Genomic DNA, 16,620 nt, shown 5'->3' on the forward strand with positions numbered 1-16,620 from the left:
CGCTCACGTCGATGCCGGACTCGGCACCCGCCGCGAGCACCGGTTCCGCGTCGACGCCGGTGAGCGGCAGGACCCGGAGCCGGGAGCCGGCCAGCCGCGCCGCCGCCCGGGCACCGTCCAGGCCGGCCAGGTCCCAGTACGCCTCGGCCACCGGGTCGGTGCCCGTCGCCGGCAGGCCGGCCTCCACCGGGGCGGGGCTGCCGAAGCGGAGCAGCCCGGCCTCGCTGAGCAGGCGCAGCCCGTCCTGCGCCTCCTCGGCGGTTAGCGCGGGCGCCGCGCCCTGCAGGATCTCGGCGAGTGACCGGGAGCCGTCGAGCAGCGGGACGAGCACATCGGCGAGGGCGCCGTGCAGGGTGGTGACTCCCCGGCGGGAGACCAGGTAGGTCGCCTCGCCGGGGACGGTCGCGGGACGCAGGTGGTGCCTGAAGCCCACGAGGGTTGAGCCGTCCTGTAGGGCGGCCGGTCCGGATCTCCTGGTGTGTGGCGATCCGGAAGTCATATCCAGGACCCCGCGACCGCGTCACCCGCACCCGCCACGAGAGCCGCCGTCTCCGCACCGGAGGCATCGGCGGGGGCGGTCTGGACGCAGTAGGTGAACTGGGCGGTGTCGGCGGGGGCGGTCTGGACGCAGTAGGTGAACTGGGCGGTGTCGGTGGGGGCTTCCTGGACGCAGTAGGTGAACTGGGCGGTGTCGGTCGGGACTGCCTCGGCGCAGTAGGTGAACTGGGTGCTTTCCGTGCGGACCGCCTCGGCGCAGAACGTGAACTGGGCGGTGGCGGCGGGTGCCGCTTCCAGACCGTAGGTGAACAGTCTGGTCGTGCCGGCGGCGTGGTCGAGGGTGGTGACCACGAGGAGCGGACGGGTGGCAGCTGCCTCGGTGGTGCGCGCCGAGTGGGAGGTAGCGGGGTTGGCGCTGGCGTGGCTCATCGGAGAAGTCCTCACTGACGTGGGCGGCTGGTGCTCCAATGGCCTGAATTCTTGGCCAGTGAGGGCTTCTCGGACAGTGTCCGGTTCACCGGTGACGGGTGAAGTTCTCACCCAAGCGGAGGCTCCAGCTCCGCCATCCGCCGCTTGAGCGGTTCCCACCAGCTTCGGTTGTCCCGGTACCACCGCACGGTTTCGGCCAGCCCCTCCTCGAAGCTCCTCCGCGGTGAGTAGCCCAGCTCCTCGCGGATCTTGGTGCAGTCGACGGAGTAGCGGCGGTCGTGTCCCTTGCGGTCCTCGACGTGTTCGACGCTGTCCTCCCAGTCGGCGCCGCACGCCTTGAGCAGCATCTCGGTGAGTTCCCTGTTGGAGAGTTCGGTGCCGCCCCCGATGTTGTAGATCTCGCCCGCGCGGCCCCGGGTGCGGACCAGTTCGATGCCCTGGACGTGGTCGTCGATGTGCAGCCAGTCGCGGACGTTGCCCCCGTCGCCGTAGAGCGGGACCTTCCCGCCGTCGAGGAGGTTGGTCACGAACAGCGGGATGACCTTCTCGGGGAAGTGGTGGTGGCCGTAGTTGTTCGAGCAGCGGGTGACGCGGACGTCCAGGCCGTGGGTGCGGTGGTACGACAGCGCGATCAGGTCGCTGGAGGCCTTCGCGGAGGAGTACGGCGAGTTGGGCCGCAGGGGGTGGTCCTCGGGCCAGGAGCCCTCGTCGATCGAGCCGTACACCTCGTCGGTGGAGATGTGCACGAAGACCTTGATGCCGGCCCGGTGCGCCGCGTCGACGAGGGTGTGGGTGCCGACCACGTTCGTGCGCACGAACTCGGCGCCGCCGTCGATCGAGCGGTCCACGTGCGACTCGGCGGCGAAGTGCACGACCTGGTCGTGCTCCGCCATCAGCTTTCCGACCAGCTCGGGGGAGCAGATGTCGCCCTGCACGAAGGAGAAGTCGGGATGCGACCTGACCTCGTCGAGGTTGGCGGGATTGCCCGCGTAGGTCAGCTTGTCCAGGACGGTGATCGCGACATCACCGGGGCCCTCGGGGCCGAGCAGCGTACGGACGTAGTGGGAGCCGATGAATCCGGCGCCGCCGGTCACCAGGATGCGGGTCTTGGTCGTCATGACAGTACCGGTGCCTCACCGTGGTCGGACAGGGTTCGGGTGGCGGTGTACCGGTCGACGGGCAGCGGATGCCCGGCGAACCGGTGCATGGACCCCCTCGCTGCGGCGAGCACGGCCGGGCCCACGAGGCCGGTGTCGCCGAGCACGGCCGCCAGGGGCCGGTCGGTCGGTTCCGTTGTCATGCGGTGCCTCCCAGGGTGGGCGGATGGATGCGGTGCGGCCGGGACGCGGGGGGCGTCTGTGGCGGTGCGGGCTCCGGGATCTGCCGGGCCCCGCCGAACTCGATGGTGGCGCCGTGCGATCGGGCGCGGGCGGAGAAGTGCTGGAGGCCGCCTCGCCCCGGGCGACGTGGCCGCGACTCGACCGGTGCTCGAGCACGGCTGCCTAGCCTCGGCGCGATGGCTTGCGCGGGGTCCGTATCGGACCGCGCTTCGTCACCGACCGCGCGACGAAGACCGTTGCCCCCCATGGTGAAGTCGGAAGGAAATCCCTGAATGAGTACTGACAAAGTCGCCGCCGGCGGCGGTGCGGCCGGGGCGGGGAAGTCCCCGGGCACGGCCACGCTGATCACGGGCCTGATCGCCTTCATGGCGGGGCTCGACAATCTGGTGGTCGTCACCGCGCTGCCCACCATCAGGGAAAAGCTCGGTGGCAGCCTGGAAGAGCTGGAATGGACGGTGAACGCCTACACGCTGTCGTTCGCCGTGCTGATGATGTTCGGCGCGGCTCTCGGTGACCGGTTCGGGCGCCGCCGGGTGTTCGTCGGAGGTCTGCTGCTGTTCACGGCGGCGTCGGCCGCGGCCGCCATGGCACCGGGCATCGGCGAGCTGATCGCCGCCCGTGCGGTCCAGGGTGCGGGTGCCGCCATCATCATGCCGCTGTCCCTCACCCTGCTCACCAGCGCCGTACCCGCCGCGAAGCGGGGCGCCGCCCTCGGTATCTACGGTGCGCTCAACGGACTGGCCGTCGCCGGCGGCCCGCTGGTGGGTGGCGTCGTGGTGGAACACATGTCCTGGCAGTGGATCTTCTGGATCAACGTGCCGGTGGGCCTGCTGCTCGCCCCCGCCGCCTGGCGCGGTCTGGCCGAGAGCCGTGGCCCGAACAACCGCCTGGACGTGCCGGGCACGGTCCTGGTCAGCCTCGGCATCTTCGGCGTCGTCTACGGCCTGGTCCGGGCCAACGGCCACGGCGGCTGGGGCGCCGCGCAGGTGATGGGCCCCATGGTGGCGGGCGTCGTGCTGGTCGCCGCGTTCGTTCTGTGGGAGCGGCGCAGCAGCGCGCCGATGCTGCCCATGGGCATGTTCCGCAACCGGGCCTTCAGCGCCGTCAACGTCGGCGGCCTGCTGATGTCCGTCGGTATGTTCGGCGTGGTCTTCCTCATCACGCAGTTCATGCAGACCATCCAGCACCACACGCCGACGGAGGCCGGTGTGCGGATGCTGGCCTGGACGGCGATGCCGCTCCTGGTGGCGCCCTTCGCCGGCATCATGTCGGACCGGATCGGCGGAGCGCCCGTGGTGGCCTTCGGACTGGTGCTGCTCGCCGCCGGGTTCGCCTACTTCGCGCTGGTGATGAGCCCGGACGTGTCCTACGTCGAGCAGCTGCCCGGCTACCTCCTGGGCGGTGTGGGCGTCGCCTGCTTCTTCGCCCCGCTCCTCAACCTGACGATGAGCTCCGTCGACGTCTCCGAGCAGGGCATCGCCTCCGGCGCGACATCGGCCACCCGCGAGGTGGGTTCGGCGCTCGGCGTGGCCGCCCTCACCAGCGTCTTCACCCACAACGGCGGCTACGCGTCCGGTCAGGACTTCGTCGACGGCTTCGTGCCCGCGCTGTGGGTCGGCGCGGCGGCCGTCGCGTTCGCCGCGGTCGTGATGTTCTTCGCCGGCCGGCCCTCCGCCGTGGGGGAGCAGCACAGTGCCGAAGCGGGCGGCGCCGAGCCGGTCCTGGACGCCGTCGAAGCGGCCCCGTCGGCCACGCGCTGACCTCTCGCAGGCCGCCCGCGGCCCCACACGACGGCGTGTGGGGCCGCGGGAATTCCGTCATCACGTCAGCACGTCAGCACGTCATGTCATCCGTCATCACGCCACCGGCAGAAAGGCCGTGCGAGACATGAGGGTTCTCTTCGCAAGCCTCGGAAACTACGGACACGTATTCCCCCTGGCGCCACTCGCCCAGGCGGCACAGGCTGCCGGGCACGAGGTCTGGTTCGCCACCAACGAGCAGTTCCACCCGATCCTGGAGAAGGCGGGGCTGCGGCCGGCCACCAGTGGGCTCACCGTTCCCGAGGCGTTCATCGAGGCGGCCGGCGGCCAGGCGTTCCTGGAGGCCAACGGCGGTGCCGTACAAGCCAGTGATGTTCCGCCCGAGGTGCTGGCAAGCCTGGCCGTCAAGGCGTTCGGCTCGGTGCTGCCGCGCAGTGTGTTCGCGGACCTCACCCCGGTCATCGACTCCGTCAGGCCGGACCTGGTCGTCTACGAGAGCCTCAACCCCGGCGCCGGCTTCGCGGCCGCGGCGGCCGGTGTGCCCGCCGTGTCCCAGAGCATCGGCCGGGTCTCGTCCGATCCGCTGATCCCGCAGGAGCTGTTCGCCACGGCGAGCGACCTCGGGGTGGCCGACAAGATCGGCCAGGATCCGACCCTGGGCAACCCGTACATCGACATCTGCCCTCCTGTCGTGCAGAACCAGGAGTTCCTGGCCTCGGGTGCCCAGGTGATCCACCAGCGGCCCGCCCCCTTCACCGAGCCGGGCGAGCTGCCCGCGAGCGTCACCCAGGGGGAGGGACCGCTGGTCTATCTGAGCTTCGGCACCGTGGTCGGCTCCGCGCAGCTGCTGCGCACCGCGATCGACGGCCTGCTGCCGTTGGACGTACGGGTCCTCGTCGCGACGAGCGCCCTGGTGGACCCGGCCGAGCTGGGCGAGCTGCCGGACCGGGTCGTAGCGCTTCCCTGGGTGCCGCAGCCCGAGGCACTGCGGCACGCCACCGCCATCGTCCACCATGGCGGTCATGGCACCACGCTGGCCTCATTGGCCGCGGGGCTGCCCCAGCTGATCCTGCCGAAGGAGAGCGACGGCCTCGGCAACGCGCCCGCGGTCAGCGCGACCGGAGCGGGCCGCATGCTGCTCGGCGAGGACGTGACCGCCGAGGCCGTGGAGTCCGAGGTGCGCGCCCTGTTGACCGACGGTGCGCACCGGGAGGCCGCCCGCCGGGTGGCCGACGGGATCGCGGCCCTGCCCGGGCCGGCCGACACGGTCGCGCGGTTCCCCGAGTTCGTCGGCTGACCGCCCCCCGGCACACCGTGCCCCGCGCTCGAGGCGAGCGCGGGGCACGGTGCGTTCGGGCGCGTGACGCACGCTGAAGTACCGTCAGCCGGCCGTCATGCGGTCCACCAGGTCGTGCCAACCCCGTTCCAGCCGCGGCAGGGGCACCCCGCACTGCCGGGTCAGATGGTGGATCAGGACCGGACTGAGGTAGCCCAGCAGCGTGTGAGCGAGGAGATCGTGGTCCGCGTCCGGCAGGGCCTGGCGCAGCAGCAGCGTGACATGGCCGTGGTGAACGCGGCGGGCCGGCAGCGAGTACCGGCGTTCCGGGTCGGGCTCGGCCGCCAGTTGCAGTTCCAATTCGTCGACGCAGCGCCGCAGCATCGTGATGCCGAACGCGCGCAGCCGCTCCACGGGCGGCGCGCCGGGGCCGAGCGGCGGGGGCCCGGTCATGAACGCGGCCTGCATCCTCTGCTCGGAGTCGTCGAGGAGCGCCGTCAGCAGACCGGTTCGGTCCCCGAAGCGACGGAAGACCGTCCCCTTGCCCACCTGCGCCGCGGCCGCCACGGCCTCCATCGTCACCCCGGCCGCGCCGTGCTCGGCGATCAACCGGGCGGCGGCCTCCAGCAGACGGGCCCGGTTGCGGGCCGCGTCGGCGCGCAGACACGGCTCGTCGCCGCGGGGCTCGGGCCGAAGCAGCGCCGGGTGCTCGCCGACGCCCTCCTCGGATTCCGGACAGGGCGGCACTAAGACATCGTCTGCGCTGGGCATGAAATCACCGTAGGCCAAGGGAAACACGACCGGACCGTGATTCGGTCACAGCGGGCGGTGCCGGCCGCTCCAGGAGCGGCTCTCGAGGGGTTCCGTGCGACTCCGGGCCGGTGCGCGCAGCGCTGCCGGGCGGCGGCGATGAGCAGCGCGCCCGGAACTCCGGACCACCGGGCAGGGGCACAGCGCACAGCAGGATTCAAGGTTGACTCAAGACCAGCTACCACCCGGCGCGTGGAGAATTTTGGTCAACCGCACTGCCCTGCCCCCCTCAAGGAGACAGAAGATGGCAAGCGGACGCATCTGTCGTGTGCCCGTCGCCGATGGCGGGATCGGCGGCCTCCCGGACAGCCGGCGCCCGCCGTCCCGGCCAGGCGGGGCACACACCGGGACGAGATCGTGAGAAACGCGTCCCCATCAGTACTGATCTCATCCGACGCAGAATGAGGCACAGTCAACGATGAACACTGCCCAGGCCGGCATGATTCTGTACCTCGACCGCCGGATGCATGCCGCGCAGCAGCCCGAGTGGCCGGACGCGGAGGTGCTGCGTGCGGTGACCTCCGAACTGGCCGCGTATCCGCCGCTCGTCATGGCCGGTGAATGCGACCGACTGCGCCACCGGCTGGCCGCGGTGACCCGCGGCGAGGCGTTTCTCCTCCAGGGTGGAGACTGCGCGGAGACTTTCGACGGTGTGTCCGCCGAACAGGTGCGCAACAAGGTCAAGACGCTGCTGCAGATGTCGGCCGTGCTGACGTACGCCACCTCGGTGCCAGTGATCAAGGTCGGCCGGATGGCCGGCCAGTACTCCAAGCCCCGCTCCGATCTGTTCGAGGTGCGTGACGGCGTCGAACTGCCCGTCTACCGCGGGGACGCGGTCAACGGGCTCGCCTTCACCCGTGAGGCACGCACCCCGGATCCCGAGCGGCTGAAACTGATGTACCAGGCTTCCACGGCGACCCTGAACCTGATCCGTGCCATCACCACGGGCGGCTTCGCGGATCTGCGCCAGGTGCACGAGTGGAACCGGGACTTCGTGGCGAGGTCCCCGGTCGGCGAGCGCTACGAGCGCATCGCCCGGGAGATCGACAACGCACTCGCTTTCCTGGCGGCCTGCGGAGCGGACCCGGCGGAGTTCCAGTCCAGCGACTTCTTCACCAGCCACGAGGCGCTGCTGCTCGACTACGAGGTAGCGCTCACCCGGGTCGACGCACGTACCGGACTGCTGTACGACACCTCGGGCCACATGGTCTGGATCGGCGAGCGTACCCGTCAACTGGACGGCGCCCACATCGAGTTCGCCGCGCGGGTGCGCAACCCGGTCGCGGTCAAGCTGGGCCCCACCACCACACCGGGGGACGCCGTCGCACTGGTCGAGCGGCTGAACCCGAACAACGAGCCGGGCCGGCTGTCCTTCATCGCCCGTATGGGCCGCGACCGGGTCCGCGACGTGCTTCCCGGGCTCGTCGAGTCCGTGAAGGCCACCGGCGCCCAGGTCGCCTGGATCTGCGACCCCATGCACGGGAACACCTTCAAGGCCTCCTCCACCCACAAGACCCGCCGCTTCGACGACATCCTGGACGAGGTCAGGGGCTTCTTCGAGGTGCACAGATCGCTCGCGACCCACCCCGGCGGCATCCACGTCGAGCTGACGGGGGAGGACGTCACCGAATGCCTGGGCGGCGGCGACGAGATCCGCGTGGACCAGCTGCACCGGCGCTACGAGACGGCCTGCGACCCCCGCCTGAACCGCCGTCAGTCGCTCGACCTGGCCTTCCAGGTCGCCGAGCTGTACCGGGAGCGGGACGCCCTGGTCCTGCCACGCCCGTTGCCCGTCCCGGCCGCGGCCTGAACGGATCCGGCCACCCGCGACAGGCCGGAAGCCTGCCGCGTCATCACCTACACGTCACCTACATGTCGGATAGCAGGGTACTGATCTGGGAGTCCGGATGACCACGACCGTAGCTGTACGGGAACAAGACCTTTCACAAGCGATCGAGCGCGAGGGCCGGCCGGGGTGCGGCCCGGGGGAGGACACTCCGGTACGGGCACGGTGGCTGCTGGACATCCTGGCCACCAAGTGGACGCCCATGGTCCTCTATCTGCTGAACGAGCAATCACCCATGCGGTCCGGCGAGTTGCGCCGGTCCGTGCCGGGGGTCAGCCAGAAGGTGCTGACGACGACGCTGCGGAACCTGGAACGCGACGGCCTGGTGAAGCGGGAGAACTACCCGGGAACGGTGCCGAGGGTGGAGTACTGCATCACCGAACTCGGCGCGAGCCTGATACCCATCATCTTCTCCTTGGAGGCCTGGGCCGAGGAGAACCTCGCGGAGGTGCTCGCACGCCGCACGCTGCACAGGGGCGGCCGGCAGGTCCACCTGCCGGGCCGGGCCCCGGCTTCCACGCCGGCCTGGACCGCTTGAACCGGTCGGCCTTCCTGTGGCCGAGCCGGCGGAAGGCTCGTTCCCCATGCCCGGAGAAGAGGCGTTCACAGTCCATGAACGATGCCATCGAGTTCGCAACGGCGCACGTCTACGCCATCCCCATGCGCACCCCGTTCAGGGGCATCACCGTACGCGAGGGCATGCTCCTGCGCGGCCCGCTCGGTTGGGGGGAATTCTGTCCCTTCCCCGAGTACGGCGATCGCGAAGCCGCGGCCTGGCTCGGCACGGCCGTCGAGCAGGTCACCCTCGGCTGGCCGGAGCCGGTCCGCGACCGCGTTCCGGTCAACGCCATCGTGCCGGCGGTCGGCCCGGAGCGCGCCTTCGAGATCGTCGCCCGCTCCGGGTGCCGGACAGCCAAGGTCAAGGCGGCCGACCACCCGGATTCGCTGTCCGAGGACCTGGCCAGGGTGGAAGCCGTCCGCGCCGCCCTGGGGCCCGGCGGCAGCATCCGGATCGACGCCAACGGCCGCTGGGACGTCGACACGGCCGTAGCCCGCATCAAGCGGATCGACCGCGCCGCCGGCGGCCTGGAGTACGTCGAACAGCCCTGCCGGACCATCGACGAGCTGGCCGCGGTACGCCGCAGGACCCATGTGCGCGTCGCGGCCGACGAATCCATCCGCCGTGCCGACGATCCGCTGAGGGTGGCCGTCGCCGGCGCCGCCGACATCGCGGTGATCAAATGCACCCCGCTCGGTGGCGTGCGCCGTGCTCTCCGGGTGGCCGAGGCCTGCGGACTGCCCTGCGTCGTGTCGTCCGCGCTGGAGACGAGTGTCGGTCTCGCCGCCCAGCTCGCCCTCGCCGGTGCCCTGCCGGAACTCGACTTCGCCTGCGGGCTGAGCACCCTGAGCCTGTTGCAGGGCGACAGTGTGCCCGAGGCTCATGCGTTCCGGCCCGTCGACGGCTACCTCCCGGTTCCCCGCACGCCACCCGTGCCCGACCCGGCACTGCTCGACACGTTCCGGCCCGCCGATCCCGGGCGGATCGCGTGGTGGCACGACCGCCTGTCCCGGGTCGGTGAGTCGCGGGGACTGCCCCTCGCACCGCCCTCGTGACCGACCGGACACCGTGTGCCGGCCCATCAGGACCGGCCAAGTGCCCGGTCCACCAGATTCCCGGCGGCTCCCGTGTAGTCCGCCGGATCACACAGCACGTCGAGCTCCGCACGTGTGAACAACCCGGCCGTCTCCGGTGCTTCGGCCAGTTCCCGCGCCAGCGACGTGCCGTGCCGCGCGGCGTCCGAGGATGCCGCCGTCAGCATTCTCCTGGCGGCGTCCTTGCCGAGTCTGGGGGCCAGCACCGCCGTCAGCCGCTCGGAGACCACCTGGCTACCGGTGATGTCGAGGTTGCCGCGCATCCGGTCGGTGAACACGACGAGACCCTCGGCCAGTTCGACGGCCGTGTGCGCGGCGCCTCCGGTCAGCCGCAGCGCCTCCCGGAGGAGCTGCCACTCGGCGTGCCACATCCCGCCGGACCGCTCGTCCTCGGCGAGCAGGCACTGGGTGAGACCCGTCGCGACCACGGGAACCTGGAGCGCCGCACTGCGGATGAGCGTCGCCAGCACGGGGTTGCGCTTGTGGGGCATGGCGGACGACACACCTCGCCCGGCGGCGGACGGCTCCGCCACTTCGGCGATCTCCGTACGGGCCAGCGTCTGCACGTCCACCGCCAGTTTGCCGAGCGCGCCCGCCGTGAACGCGAGTGCCGCCGCGAGATCGGCGATCGGAGTGCGCGACGCGTGCCAGGGCAGCGGCGGACGGGCCAGTCCGGTCTCCGCGGCGAATCCGTCGAGGAGCCGATCCGCGTACTCCCCGGACCGCACGGCATCCGCGTCGGCCCCGTCCACCTTCGCGTACTCCAGATAGCCGGCGAGTGTTCCCGCCGCCCCGCCCAGAGAGACCCACAGCCCGCCCTCCAGCAGCCGGCCGAGACGTACGTCGGCCTGCAGGAGCAACTCCCGCCACCCGGCCGCCTTCAGACCGAACGTGGTCGGCACCGCCTGCAGAGCGAGTGTCCGTCCGGCCATCGGGGTGTCGCGATGCCGCCGGGCCAGTACCCCGAGGGCCTCGGCCGTGCGCCGCAGATCTCCCCGGATGATGCGCAGGGCCCGCGCCGCGACCAGCATCGCGCCCGTGTCGAAGATGTCCTGGCTGGTCGAGCCGCGGTGCACGTACTCGGCCGCGGCGGGGTCGACCGCCGCGACCAGCCGTGTCAGCTCACGTATGAGCCCCACCACCGGATTCGCCGTCTCCCGGGACTCGACCGCGAGGGCTCGTACGTCGAACCGCTCCGCTCGCGCCACCGCGCCGATCCCGGCCGCGGCCGAGACCGGCACCGTGCCGAGGGCGGCCTGGGCCCGGACGAGCGCGACCTCCGCGTCCAGCATGGCCTGGAGCCACGCGCGATCGCTCACCGCGGACTCGACCTCGGTACCGGCCCGTACGGGTGAGAGTAGGCCCGTGTCACCCTGTGCGTCGAACGGCGTGCTCATGAACGCATCTCCGCGTGGCTGTTCCCGGTCCGGTCCGCGGCCGGGGCCATGGCGAGTACGGCCCGGGCGATGGCATCGGCGTCGCCCAGGCTCACGGAGTCGACACCCGGCCGCACCGCGGCCGCCGTGACCCAGTGCACGGCCTCCGTGGGCACGCCGTACGCGAACAGCCGCTCGTTGACGCGGCCCTGGGCATCAACGACCCGGCAGGGGCGACGGGTCACGGCGACACCGCCGGTTTCGTAGGAGACGGCGCAGCTCCCCTCGATCCGGAACGGCGTGATGTCCCCGTCCTCCAGGAGCTGTCGCATGAGCGGATCGGCGGTTCGCCGCACATCGGGCTCGGGCAGCCGGGCCTCGATCAGCACACGCGCCTCGATCGGCGGCCCGGCGACCTCGGGTGATTCGCACACGAACGCCTGGCGCGCGGAATCGACCCGGATCCGGGCCCCCGGGCCGGTCAGGCACAGCACACCGGCCTTGACCAGTGCCATCATCTGCTTGATCCGGAAGGCCGGCGGGCCGATCGAGAGGAAGGCGTTGAGCGGTGTGTACCACCCGTCGAGCTCGTCGCGGTGGGAGTTGCCGTCCAGTCCACCGTGGTCCACGGCGAGCCGGACTTCGTTGCGCAGATCCCGCAGCACATCGAGCGCGGCCTTGAGCGGGTTGCTCACATTGCCGCCCAGGGCGTGCCGTACGTCCTCGGCCAAGTGGTCCATCAGCCAGGCGTGGAACTCGTCCCGGTCGGCGAAACGCCGTCCGAGATAGGGGCGCGAGATCTTCTCCCAGTCCCAGCGGCTCTCCGCGGGAAAGCCGTAGGCCCGCAGGATCTCGACCCTGTGCTCCTCCTGCCCCGCCGCCAGATACAGTTCGACGAACGCCTCCCGGTCCGCGCTCCGGCCCCATCTCTCCAGAAGGGTGCTGTAGTAGACGCTTTCCACCTCACGCGCGATGAGGGGCCAGATGTCGACTCCGAAGTACACCCGGTCGCCGTCCTCGCCCCGCTTGCGCAGATCGGCGAGGGACGCCTCGGTGAGCAGCCGGGGAAAGTACCGTCCGTGCGGTCCCTTCTCGTTCTCACCCCGTGCCTGGTACGGAACGCCTCGCCGCGAGGTGGCGAACAGCCTGGGTTCGCGACCGGACGGCTCGTACACCAGCTCCTCGCCGTGCTGCACGAACCGGCCGCCGCGCCCACTGGTGAGCAGGGCCATGTGATCGAAGAAGCACAGCCCCAGGCCGCGCAGCAGAACGTTCTCGCCGGCCGCGACGGAGTCGAGGTCCAGGTCGGCCGGATTGGCGGGTGGGACGTAGGTGAGTCCGTGCTCCTCCGCCTGCGCGGCAAGGAGCCGCTCCTTGTCGCTCGGCTCGGTGCCGACATGCCCCTGCGAGAGAATCACCGCGTCGAGGCCCTCGATCAGCCGGCCGTTCTCCAGCAGGACGCTCTGCTCCCCTGATCCGTCCCGGCCTCCGTTGAGTGCGACGGCGCGGGTGCAGTGCGTGATGATGTCCACGTGCGGCGGGGCTCCCAGGCATATCCGGGCGAACATCTCACGCAGGTAGCTGCCGAAGAAAGCACGGCTCGGGTACGAATCGGGACCGAGGTCACGAGCTTCGGCGAGCGTTTCCTCGCCCCCGGCGGGATTCGCCGCCCCAGAGGAATTCCTCAACTCCTCGGCCCACTCGTACAGGCTGGGGCCGGGTTCCACCGGCCCTTCGAGGGAGACGCTCTCGTCCGTGAACACGGTGATCTGACAGGCCACGGTGTTCATGAGCAGAAGCCGGGACTGATCGGTGCGCCATACGGCACCCGCGCCGGCCGGATAGGGATCGACCAGGTACACCTGCACTTTCGAACCGGGGGACAGATCGCGTGCGTTGGCGCAGATCCGCTCGAGTACTGACAGTCCGCGCGGTCCGACGCCAACGATGCAGAGCGAAAGATGATTGATGGGCACGGGTACACCACTCCTGCTGGTGGACTGGGAAAGGTGAGAAAAGAAGGGCCGAAACCGGCAATGGCGGCCGTGCCAAGCCGACTATCGCATACCTCTGATTCGCCTGCCGGAACGGCCGGCGCAAAGGGTCATTTCCTCATGCTCCGAAAAGGCGCGACCGTCGGCAAGTAGGCACTTGGAAGTGCCTACGACGCACGCTGGGCAGGCACTTGAAAGTTCCTACTTGCCGAACACTTCACGCTCGCCAATCATCTTGCCAATACCCCTTATTCGGGGGGCAATCAATGAAGATCCTTTTCGGATCGGTTCTCGTGGACCGCATCCTGTCCATGCCGGAGGTACCCGCTGATGCTCCCGCTCAAGGAGCTTTTCAACCCCAGGTCCAAGCCGCTCTACCTGTTCGAGAACTTCCGCGCGGCGGCGGACGCACACCCCGCGTCGATGATCCACATGGACGCGCCGCCGCCGGCGTTCCCCGAGCTGGGACTGCACGCGACGTACGCCGAAGCCACCGCAGCCGTCGCCCAGTGCGGCGAACAGGTCATCGCGCGGGGCGTCGAGCCGGGCGACCACGTCGTCATCTACAAGTCCGCCCTCTTCGACAGCTACCTGCTGGCGGTGGCCGTCTCCTACGCCGGCGCCGTACCCGTCATGATCTCCCCCCATCTCGACGCCCGCACGGTCACCGTGATGGCGGCCCGGCTGAAGCGGCCGTGGCTGATCCACGACGCCGAGACCATCGAGAAGGCCGCGGACATCTCCTCGGTCGAAGACGCCCGGAAGCTCGACGCCCTCGCGATCAGGGACATCGTGGTGGATCACCCCACGGGTTCCGGACGGAAACCGGGGGCGCACGACATCGCCTACATGACGCACACCTCGGGGACCACGGGCATCCCCAAGCTGATCGCCCACTCTCCCACCTCGATGGGCTGGCGGGTCACCTGGCAGCGCCGCATCGTGTCCTTCATCGACCCGGCGGGCCTGGTCGCCTTCCACATCTCCCCGGTGCACAGCCGGTTCAACATCGGCATCTCGTCGCTCATGTCCTACGGGCACTCGTTCCTGAACATCGGTGACCCCCAGGAAGCCAACGTCGAGGCCGTCCTGCGCAAGTACCGCCCCATCGCCCTGGAGTCGCACCCGAACCACCTCGTGCGGTGGACGTCCGTCCTGGACCGCGACCCCTCGGTCTTCTCCAGTGTCAGGTACCTGCACTCGACCTTCGACGCCGTCAACAAGGGCACGATGCTCAAGTACCTCAACGCGTCGTCCCACCGGATGCCCGTCTACCTGCAGGTCTACGGGCAGAGCGAATGCGGTCCCATGGTGCTGCGCCCGCACACGCGGACGACGCTGCGCTTCACCGACGCCCGGTGGATGGGCATCGGCATGCCGAAGCTCACCCGCGTCCGGGTCGTGGACGAGGCCGGCAACCCGCTGCCCCGCGGTAAGCAGGGCGCTATCGAGATGTTCTCCCGCGGTCGCGCGGTCACCTACTACGGTGAGGAGGAGCGCTTCGAGCAGAACCTGCGGAACGGCTGGTGGAACAGCGGGGACCAGGGCGAGATGGGACGCGCCCGCCAAGTCGCCCTGCACGACCGGCAGGTGGACCTGATCGATGACGTCAGGAGCACACTGGCCATCGAGGACGCGCTCCTGGACAAGCTGTCGTTCCTGAACGAGGTCGTCCTGGTCCGCACGGCGGACGGCGACCCGCAGCCCGTGGTCTCGGTCGCCACGGGGCAGCAGATGGACTGGGACGCCTGGTGGGCCAGTGTGGCCGACCTCCCGGCACTCCAGGCGCCGGTGGTCCTGCCGTTCGACAGGTTCCCCCGCACCGCCACCATGAAGATCCAGCGCAATCGGCTGGAGGAACTGCTGCGGACCGAGATCACCCATGCGGCCTGAATCCACCACGCAGGCCTGGGGGCCGTCCGTGATCGCGGCGGTCGTCGTCGACGAACTCGTCCGGGCCGGGATCGAGACGTTCGTCTACTGCCCCGGATCAAGGAACGGCCCCATCGGATTCGAACTGTCCCGGCGGGAAGCCGCGGGAGACATCGGGCTCCATGTCCGCCTGGACGAGCGGTCGGCCGCCTTTCTCGCCCTCGGCATGACGAAGGCGACGGGCGTCCCGACCGCGGTCGTGACCACGTCGGGTACGGCGGTGGCGAATCTGCTGCCCGCCGTGACGGAGGCCGACTACTCGCGGATCCCCCTCGTTCTGGTGACGGCCAACCGCCCGCTCGCGGAGCTCGGCACCGGGGCGTCACAGACCGTCGAGCAGACCCAGCTGCTCACCTCGCAGGTGCGCCACGTTCAGCACCTGCAGGTCGGGACGGAAGCGACCCCGGACCCGAACGCCACGGTGCGATCGCAGATCTGCCACACCCTGGCGATCGGCAGCGGGCGGCTGCACGGGCGCCCCGGACCGGTGCAGATCGATGTGCCCCTGCCGTCCGGACGCCCGCCGGCGAACAGGTACGTCCCGTTCCCGAGCGGCCGTCAGGAAGGGCAGCCCTGGATCCGGACCGCGCCGCGCGACCGCGGAGCGGCGGCACCCCACCCCATCGACCTGACCCGCCGTACGATCCTCGTCGCAGGTGACGGCGCGGACCTCGGCACCGTGCCCGAGACCGTCCCCTGCGTCGTGGAACCGACCGTCGACGCCGGCGGCCGCAGGACCCTGCACCCCTGGGTGCTGGACCACGTACAGCCGGACGTGGTCGTGGTGTGCGGCCGTCCGACACTGCACCGGCAGGTCGGGGCGCTGCTGGCCCGCCGCGACGTCACCACGGTCCTGGTCGGCGACGGGGACGACGACTGGATCTATGCCGCGCCGCACATCGACGTGGTGACCGCACACCCGGTGTTCGACGGTGTGACGAGTCCGTCCTGGACCGAGGAACTCGGGCACGTGGACCGGGCCGTGCGCCGCGCCTGGTCGGACGTCCTGCGCGACGACGGTCATCGGCGCACCGGGCTCGGCGTCGCGAACGCGGTGCGGGAGGCGCTCGAACCCCGGGACCTGCTCTGGCTCGGGGCCTCGAACCCGGTCCGGGACGTGTCGCTGACCGGTCGTCTGCCCAGCGGGGTCCGGGCGCTGTCCAACCGTGGTGTGGCCGGTATCGACGGCAACATCAGCGCCGCGGTGGGCGCCGCACTGGCCTCCCCCGACCGGACGGTCGTCGCGCTCGTGGGTGATCTCACCTTCGCCCACGACTCGTCCGCCCTGCAGTTCGGTGTTCTCGAGCAGGTGCCGGACAACCTGATCGTCGTGGTCTCCAACGATGCCGGCGGCGGCATATTCGAGCTGCTGGAACAGGGACACCCCGTGTACAAGTCGTCCCCCTTCGGCAACACCTTCGAGCGGATCTACGGAACACCGCAGAACGTCGACTTCGCGGCTCTGTGCGGGGCGTACGCCGTCTCCCACCGCCTGGTGGAGACCGACGAACTCGGCGCCGCGCTCCGGGCGGCCCGTCGGGCGAAGCGACCGATCGTCCTGGAAGTCCCCGTCACCCGCACGACGCTGCGCAGCGTCCACAGCACCGCACGACAGCGGGTCGACGCAGTGCTCAACCCCGCCGTCCCTCCGGCCGGAAGTCCCGTCACCGCCGAGGCGGCCCCTGTGTCCGCCCTGACCAGTTGAG

The 16,620-nt window shown here is 70.5% G+C and carries 13 protein-coding genes and 1 pseudogene; 7 read left to right on the forward strand and 7 right to left on the reverse strand.

The window, feature by feature from the left end; translation table 11 throughout:
- The 4 genes and pseudogenes from ACWC21_RS27965 to ACWC21_RS27980 form a co-directional block, all read right to left on the reverse strand.
- A pseudogene (locus tag ACWC21_RS27965) lies at nucleotides 1-433 on the reverse strand (TOMM precursor leader peptide-binding protein); the annotation flags it as partial.
- 62 nt (nucleotides 434-495) lie between these two features.
- Nucleotides 496-927 (reverse strand): hypothetical protein, encoded by a 432-nt coding sequence (locus tag ACWC21_RS27970; RefSeq protein WP_450885625.1) that lies wholly within the window; start codon nucleotides 925-927, stop codon nucleotides 496-498.
- Nucleotides 928-1,034: 107 nt separating this feature from the next.
- A complete protein-coding gene (gene rfbB / locus ACWC21_RS27975; protein ID WP_450885627.1) occupies nucleotides 1,035-2,045 on the reverse strand; it encodes a dTDP-glucose 4,6-dehydratase in 1,011 nt (336 codons plus the stop codon).
- Entirely contained in the window at nucleotides 2,042-2,227 is a 186-nt protein-coding gene (locus tag ACWC21_RS27980; RefSeq protein WP_450885629.1) for a hypothetical protein, read from the reverse strand. The genes rfbB and ACWC21_RS27980 overlap by 4 nt, the downstream gene beginning before the upstream one ends.
- Nucleotides 2,228-2,632: 405 nt before the next feature.
- Here ACWC21_RS27980 and ACWC21_RS27985 point away from each other — a divergent pair, with 405 nt between their 5' ends.
- Both ACWC21_RS27985 and ACWC21_RS27990 read left to right on the forward strand, forming a co-directional pair.
- Nucleotides 2,633-4,027: a DHA2 family efflux MFS transporter permease subunit gene (locus ACWC21_RS27985; protein ID WP_450885766.1), complete on the forward strand. Its 1,395-nt coding sequence runs from the start codon at nucleotides 2,633-2,635 to the stop codon at nucleotides 4,025-4,027.
- A gap of 127 nt (nucleotides 4,028-4,154) precedes the next feature.
- On the forward strand, nucleotides 4,155-5,324 hold the full coding sequence (locus ACWC21_RS27990) for a glycosyltransferase (protein ID WP_450885631.1): 1,170 nt from the start codon (nucleotides 4,155-4,157) through the stop codon (nucleotides 5,322-5,324).
- An 84-nt stretch (nucleotides 5,325-5,408) separates the two neighbouring features.
- On the opposite strand, the gene ACWC21_RS27995 is transcribed toward ACWC21_RS27990, so the two are convergent.
- Nucleotides 5,409-6,074: a TetR/AcrR family transcriptional regulator gene (locus tag ACWC21_RS27995; RefSeq protein ID WP_450885632.1), complete on the reverse strand. Its 666-nt coding sequence runs from the start codon at nucleotides 6,072-6,074 to the stop codon at nucleotides 5,409-5,411.
- A 457-nt stretch (nucleotides 6,075-6,531) separates the two neighbouring features.
- On the opposite strand from ACWC21_RS27995, the gene ACWC21_RS28000 reads away from it, so the two are divergent.
- The 3 genes from ACWC21_RS28000 (at nucleotide 6,532) to ACWC21_RS28010 (ending at nucleotide 9,573) form a co-directional block, all read left to right on the forward strand.
- On the forward strand, nucleotides 6,532-7,923 hold the full coding sequence (locus ACWC21_RS28000) for a class II 3-deoxy-7-phosphoheptulonate synthase (RefSeq protein ID WP_450885633.1): 1,392 nt from the start codon (nucleotides 6,532-6,534) through the stop codon (nucleotides 7,921-7,923).
- Between the two features lie 97 nt (nucleotides 7,924-8,020).
- Nucleotides 8,021-8,497, forward strand: coding sequence for a winged helix-turn-helix transcriptional regulator (locus tag ACWC21_RS28005; protein WP_450885635.1), 477 nt, complete (start codon nucleotides 8,021-8,023; stop codon nucleotides 8,495-8,497).
- A gap of 74 nt (nucleotides 8,498-8,571) precedes the next feature.
- Nucleotides 8,572-9,573 (forward strand): o-succinylbenzoate synthase, encoded by a 1,002-nt coding sequence (locus tag ACWC21_RS28010; RefSeq protein WP_450885636.1) that lies wholly within the window; start codon nucleotides 8,572-8,574, stop codon nucleotides 9,571-9,573.
- Nucleotides 9,574-9,599: 26 nt separating this feature from the next.
- Here ACWC21_RS28010 and ACWC21_RS28015 read toward each other — a convergent pair whose 3' ends face one another.
- Together ACWC21_RS28015 and ACWC21_RS28020 are read right to left on the reverse strand one after the other, a co-directional pair.
- Nucleotides 9,600-11,009, reverse strand: coding sequence for a class-II fumarase/aspartase family protein (locus tag ACWC21_RS28015; RefSeq protein WP_450885638.1), 1,410 nt, complete (start codon nucleotides 11,007-11,009; stop codon nucleotides 9,600-9,602).
- Nucleotides 11,006-12,964, reverse strand: coding sequence for an FAD/NAD(P)-binding protein (locus tag ACWC21_RS28020; RefSeq protein WP_450885640.1), 1,959 nt, complete (start codon nucleotides 12,962-12,964; stop codon nucleotides 11,006-11,008). The genes ACWC21_RS28015 and ACWC21_RS28020 overlap by 4 nt, the downstream gene beginning before the upstream one ends.
- A 348-nt stretch (nucleotides 12,965-13,312) precedes the next feature.
- Here ACWC21_RS28020 and ACWC21_RS28025 point away from each other — a divergent pair, with 348 nt between their 5' ends.
- Nucleotides 13,313-14,875 (forward strand): AMP-binding protein, encoded by a 1,563-nt coding sequence (locus tag ACWC21_RS28025; RefSeq protein WP_450885641.1) that lies wholly within the window; start codon nucleotides 13,313-13,315, stop codon nucleotides 14,873-14,875.
- Entirely contained in the window at nucleotides 14,865-16,619 is a 1,755-nt protein-coding gene (gene menD, locus ACWC21_RS28030) for a 2-succinyl-5-enolpyruvyl-6-hydroxy-3-cyclohexene-1-carboxylic-acid synthase (RefSeq protein WP_450885643.1), read from the forward strand. The genes ACWC21_RS28025 and menD overlap by 11 nt, the downstream gene beginning before the upstream one ends.
- Nucleotide 16,620 lies beyond the last annotated feature (1 nt).

Source organism: Streptomyces sp. NPDC001348 (genome assembly GCF_053597535.1).

Coding starts and splice junctions, on each gene's coding strand:
- ACWC21_RS28000 (WP_450885633.1), top strand. CDS start 6,532: ATGAACACTGCCCAGGCCGGCATGATTCTGTACCTCGACCGCCGGATG.
- ACWC21_RS27980 (WP_450885629.1), bottom strand. CDS start 2,227: ATGACAACGGAACCGACCGACCGGCCCCTGGCGGCCGTGCTCGGCGAC.
- rfbB (WP_450885627.1), bottom strand. CDS start 2,045: ATGACGACCAAGACCCGCATCCTGGTGACCGGCGGCGCCGGATTCATC.
- ACWC21_RS27970 (WP_450885625.1), bottom strand. CDS start 927: ATGAGCCACGCCAGCGCCAACCCCGCTACCTCCCACTCGGCGCGCACC.
- ACWC21_RS27995 (WP_450885632.1), bottom strand. CDS start 6,074: ATGCCCAGCGCAGACGATGTCTTAGTGCCGCCCTGTCCGGAATCCGAG.
- ACWC21_RS27990 (WP_450885631.1), top strand. CDS start 4,155: ATGAGGGTTCTCTTCGCAAGCCTCGGAAACTACGGACACGTATTCCCC.
- ACWC21_RS28025 (WP_450885641.1), top strand. CDS start 13,313: ATGCTCCCGCTCAAGGAGCTTTTCAACCCCAGGTCCAAGCCGCTCTAC.
- ACWC21_RS28015 (WP_450885638.1), bottom strand. CDS start 11,009: ATGAGCACGCCGTTCGACGCACAGGGTGACACGGGCCTACTCTCACCC.
- menD (WP_450885643.1), top strand. CDS start 14,865: ATGCGGCCTGAATCCACCACGCAGGCCTGGGGGCCGTCCGTGATCGCG.
- ACWC21_RS28005 (WP_450885635.1), top strand. CDS start 8,021: ATGACCACGACCGTAGCTGTACGGGAACAAGACCTTTCACAAGCGATC.
- ACWC21_RS27985 (WP_450885766.1), top strand. CDS start 2,633: ATGGCGGGGCTCGACAATCTGGTGGTCGTCACCGCGCTGCCCACCATC.
- ACWC21_RS28010 (WP_450885636.1), top strand. CDS start 8,572: ATGAACGATGCCATCGAGTTCGCAACGGCGCACGTCTACGCCATCCCC.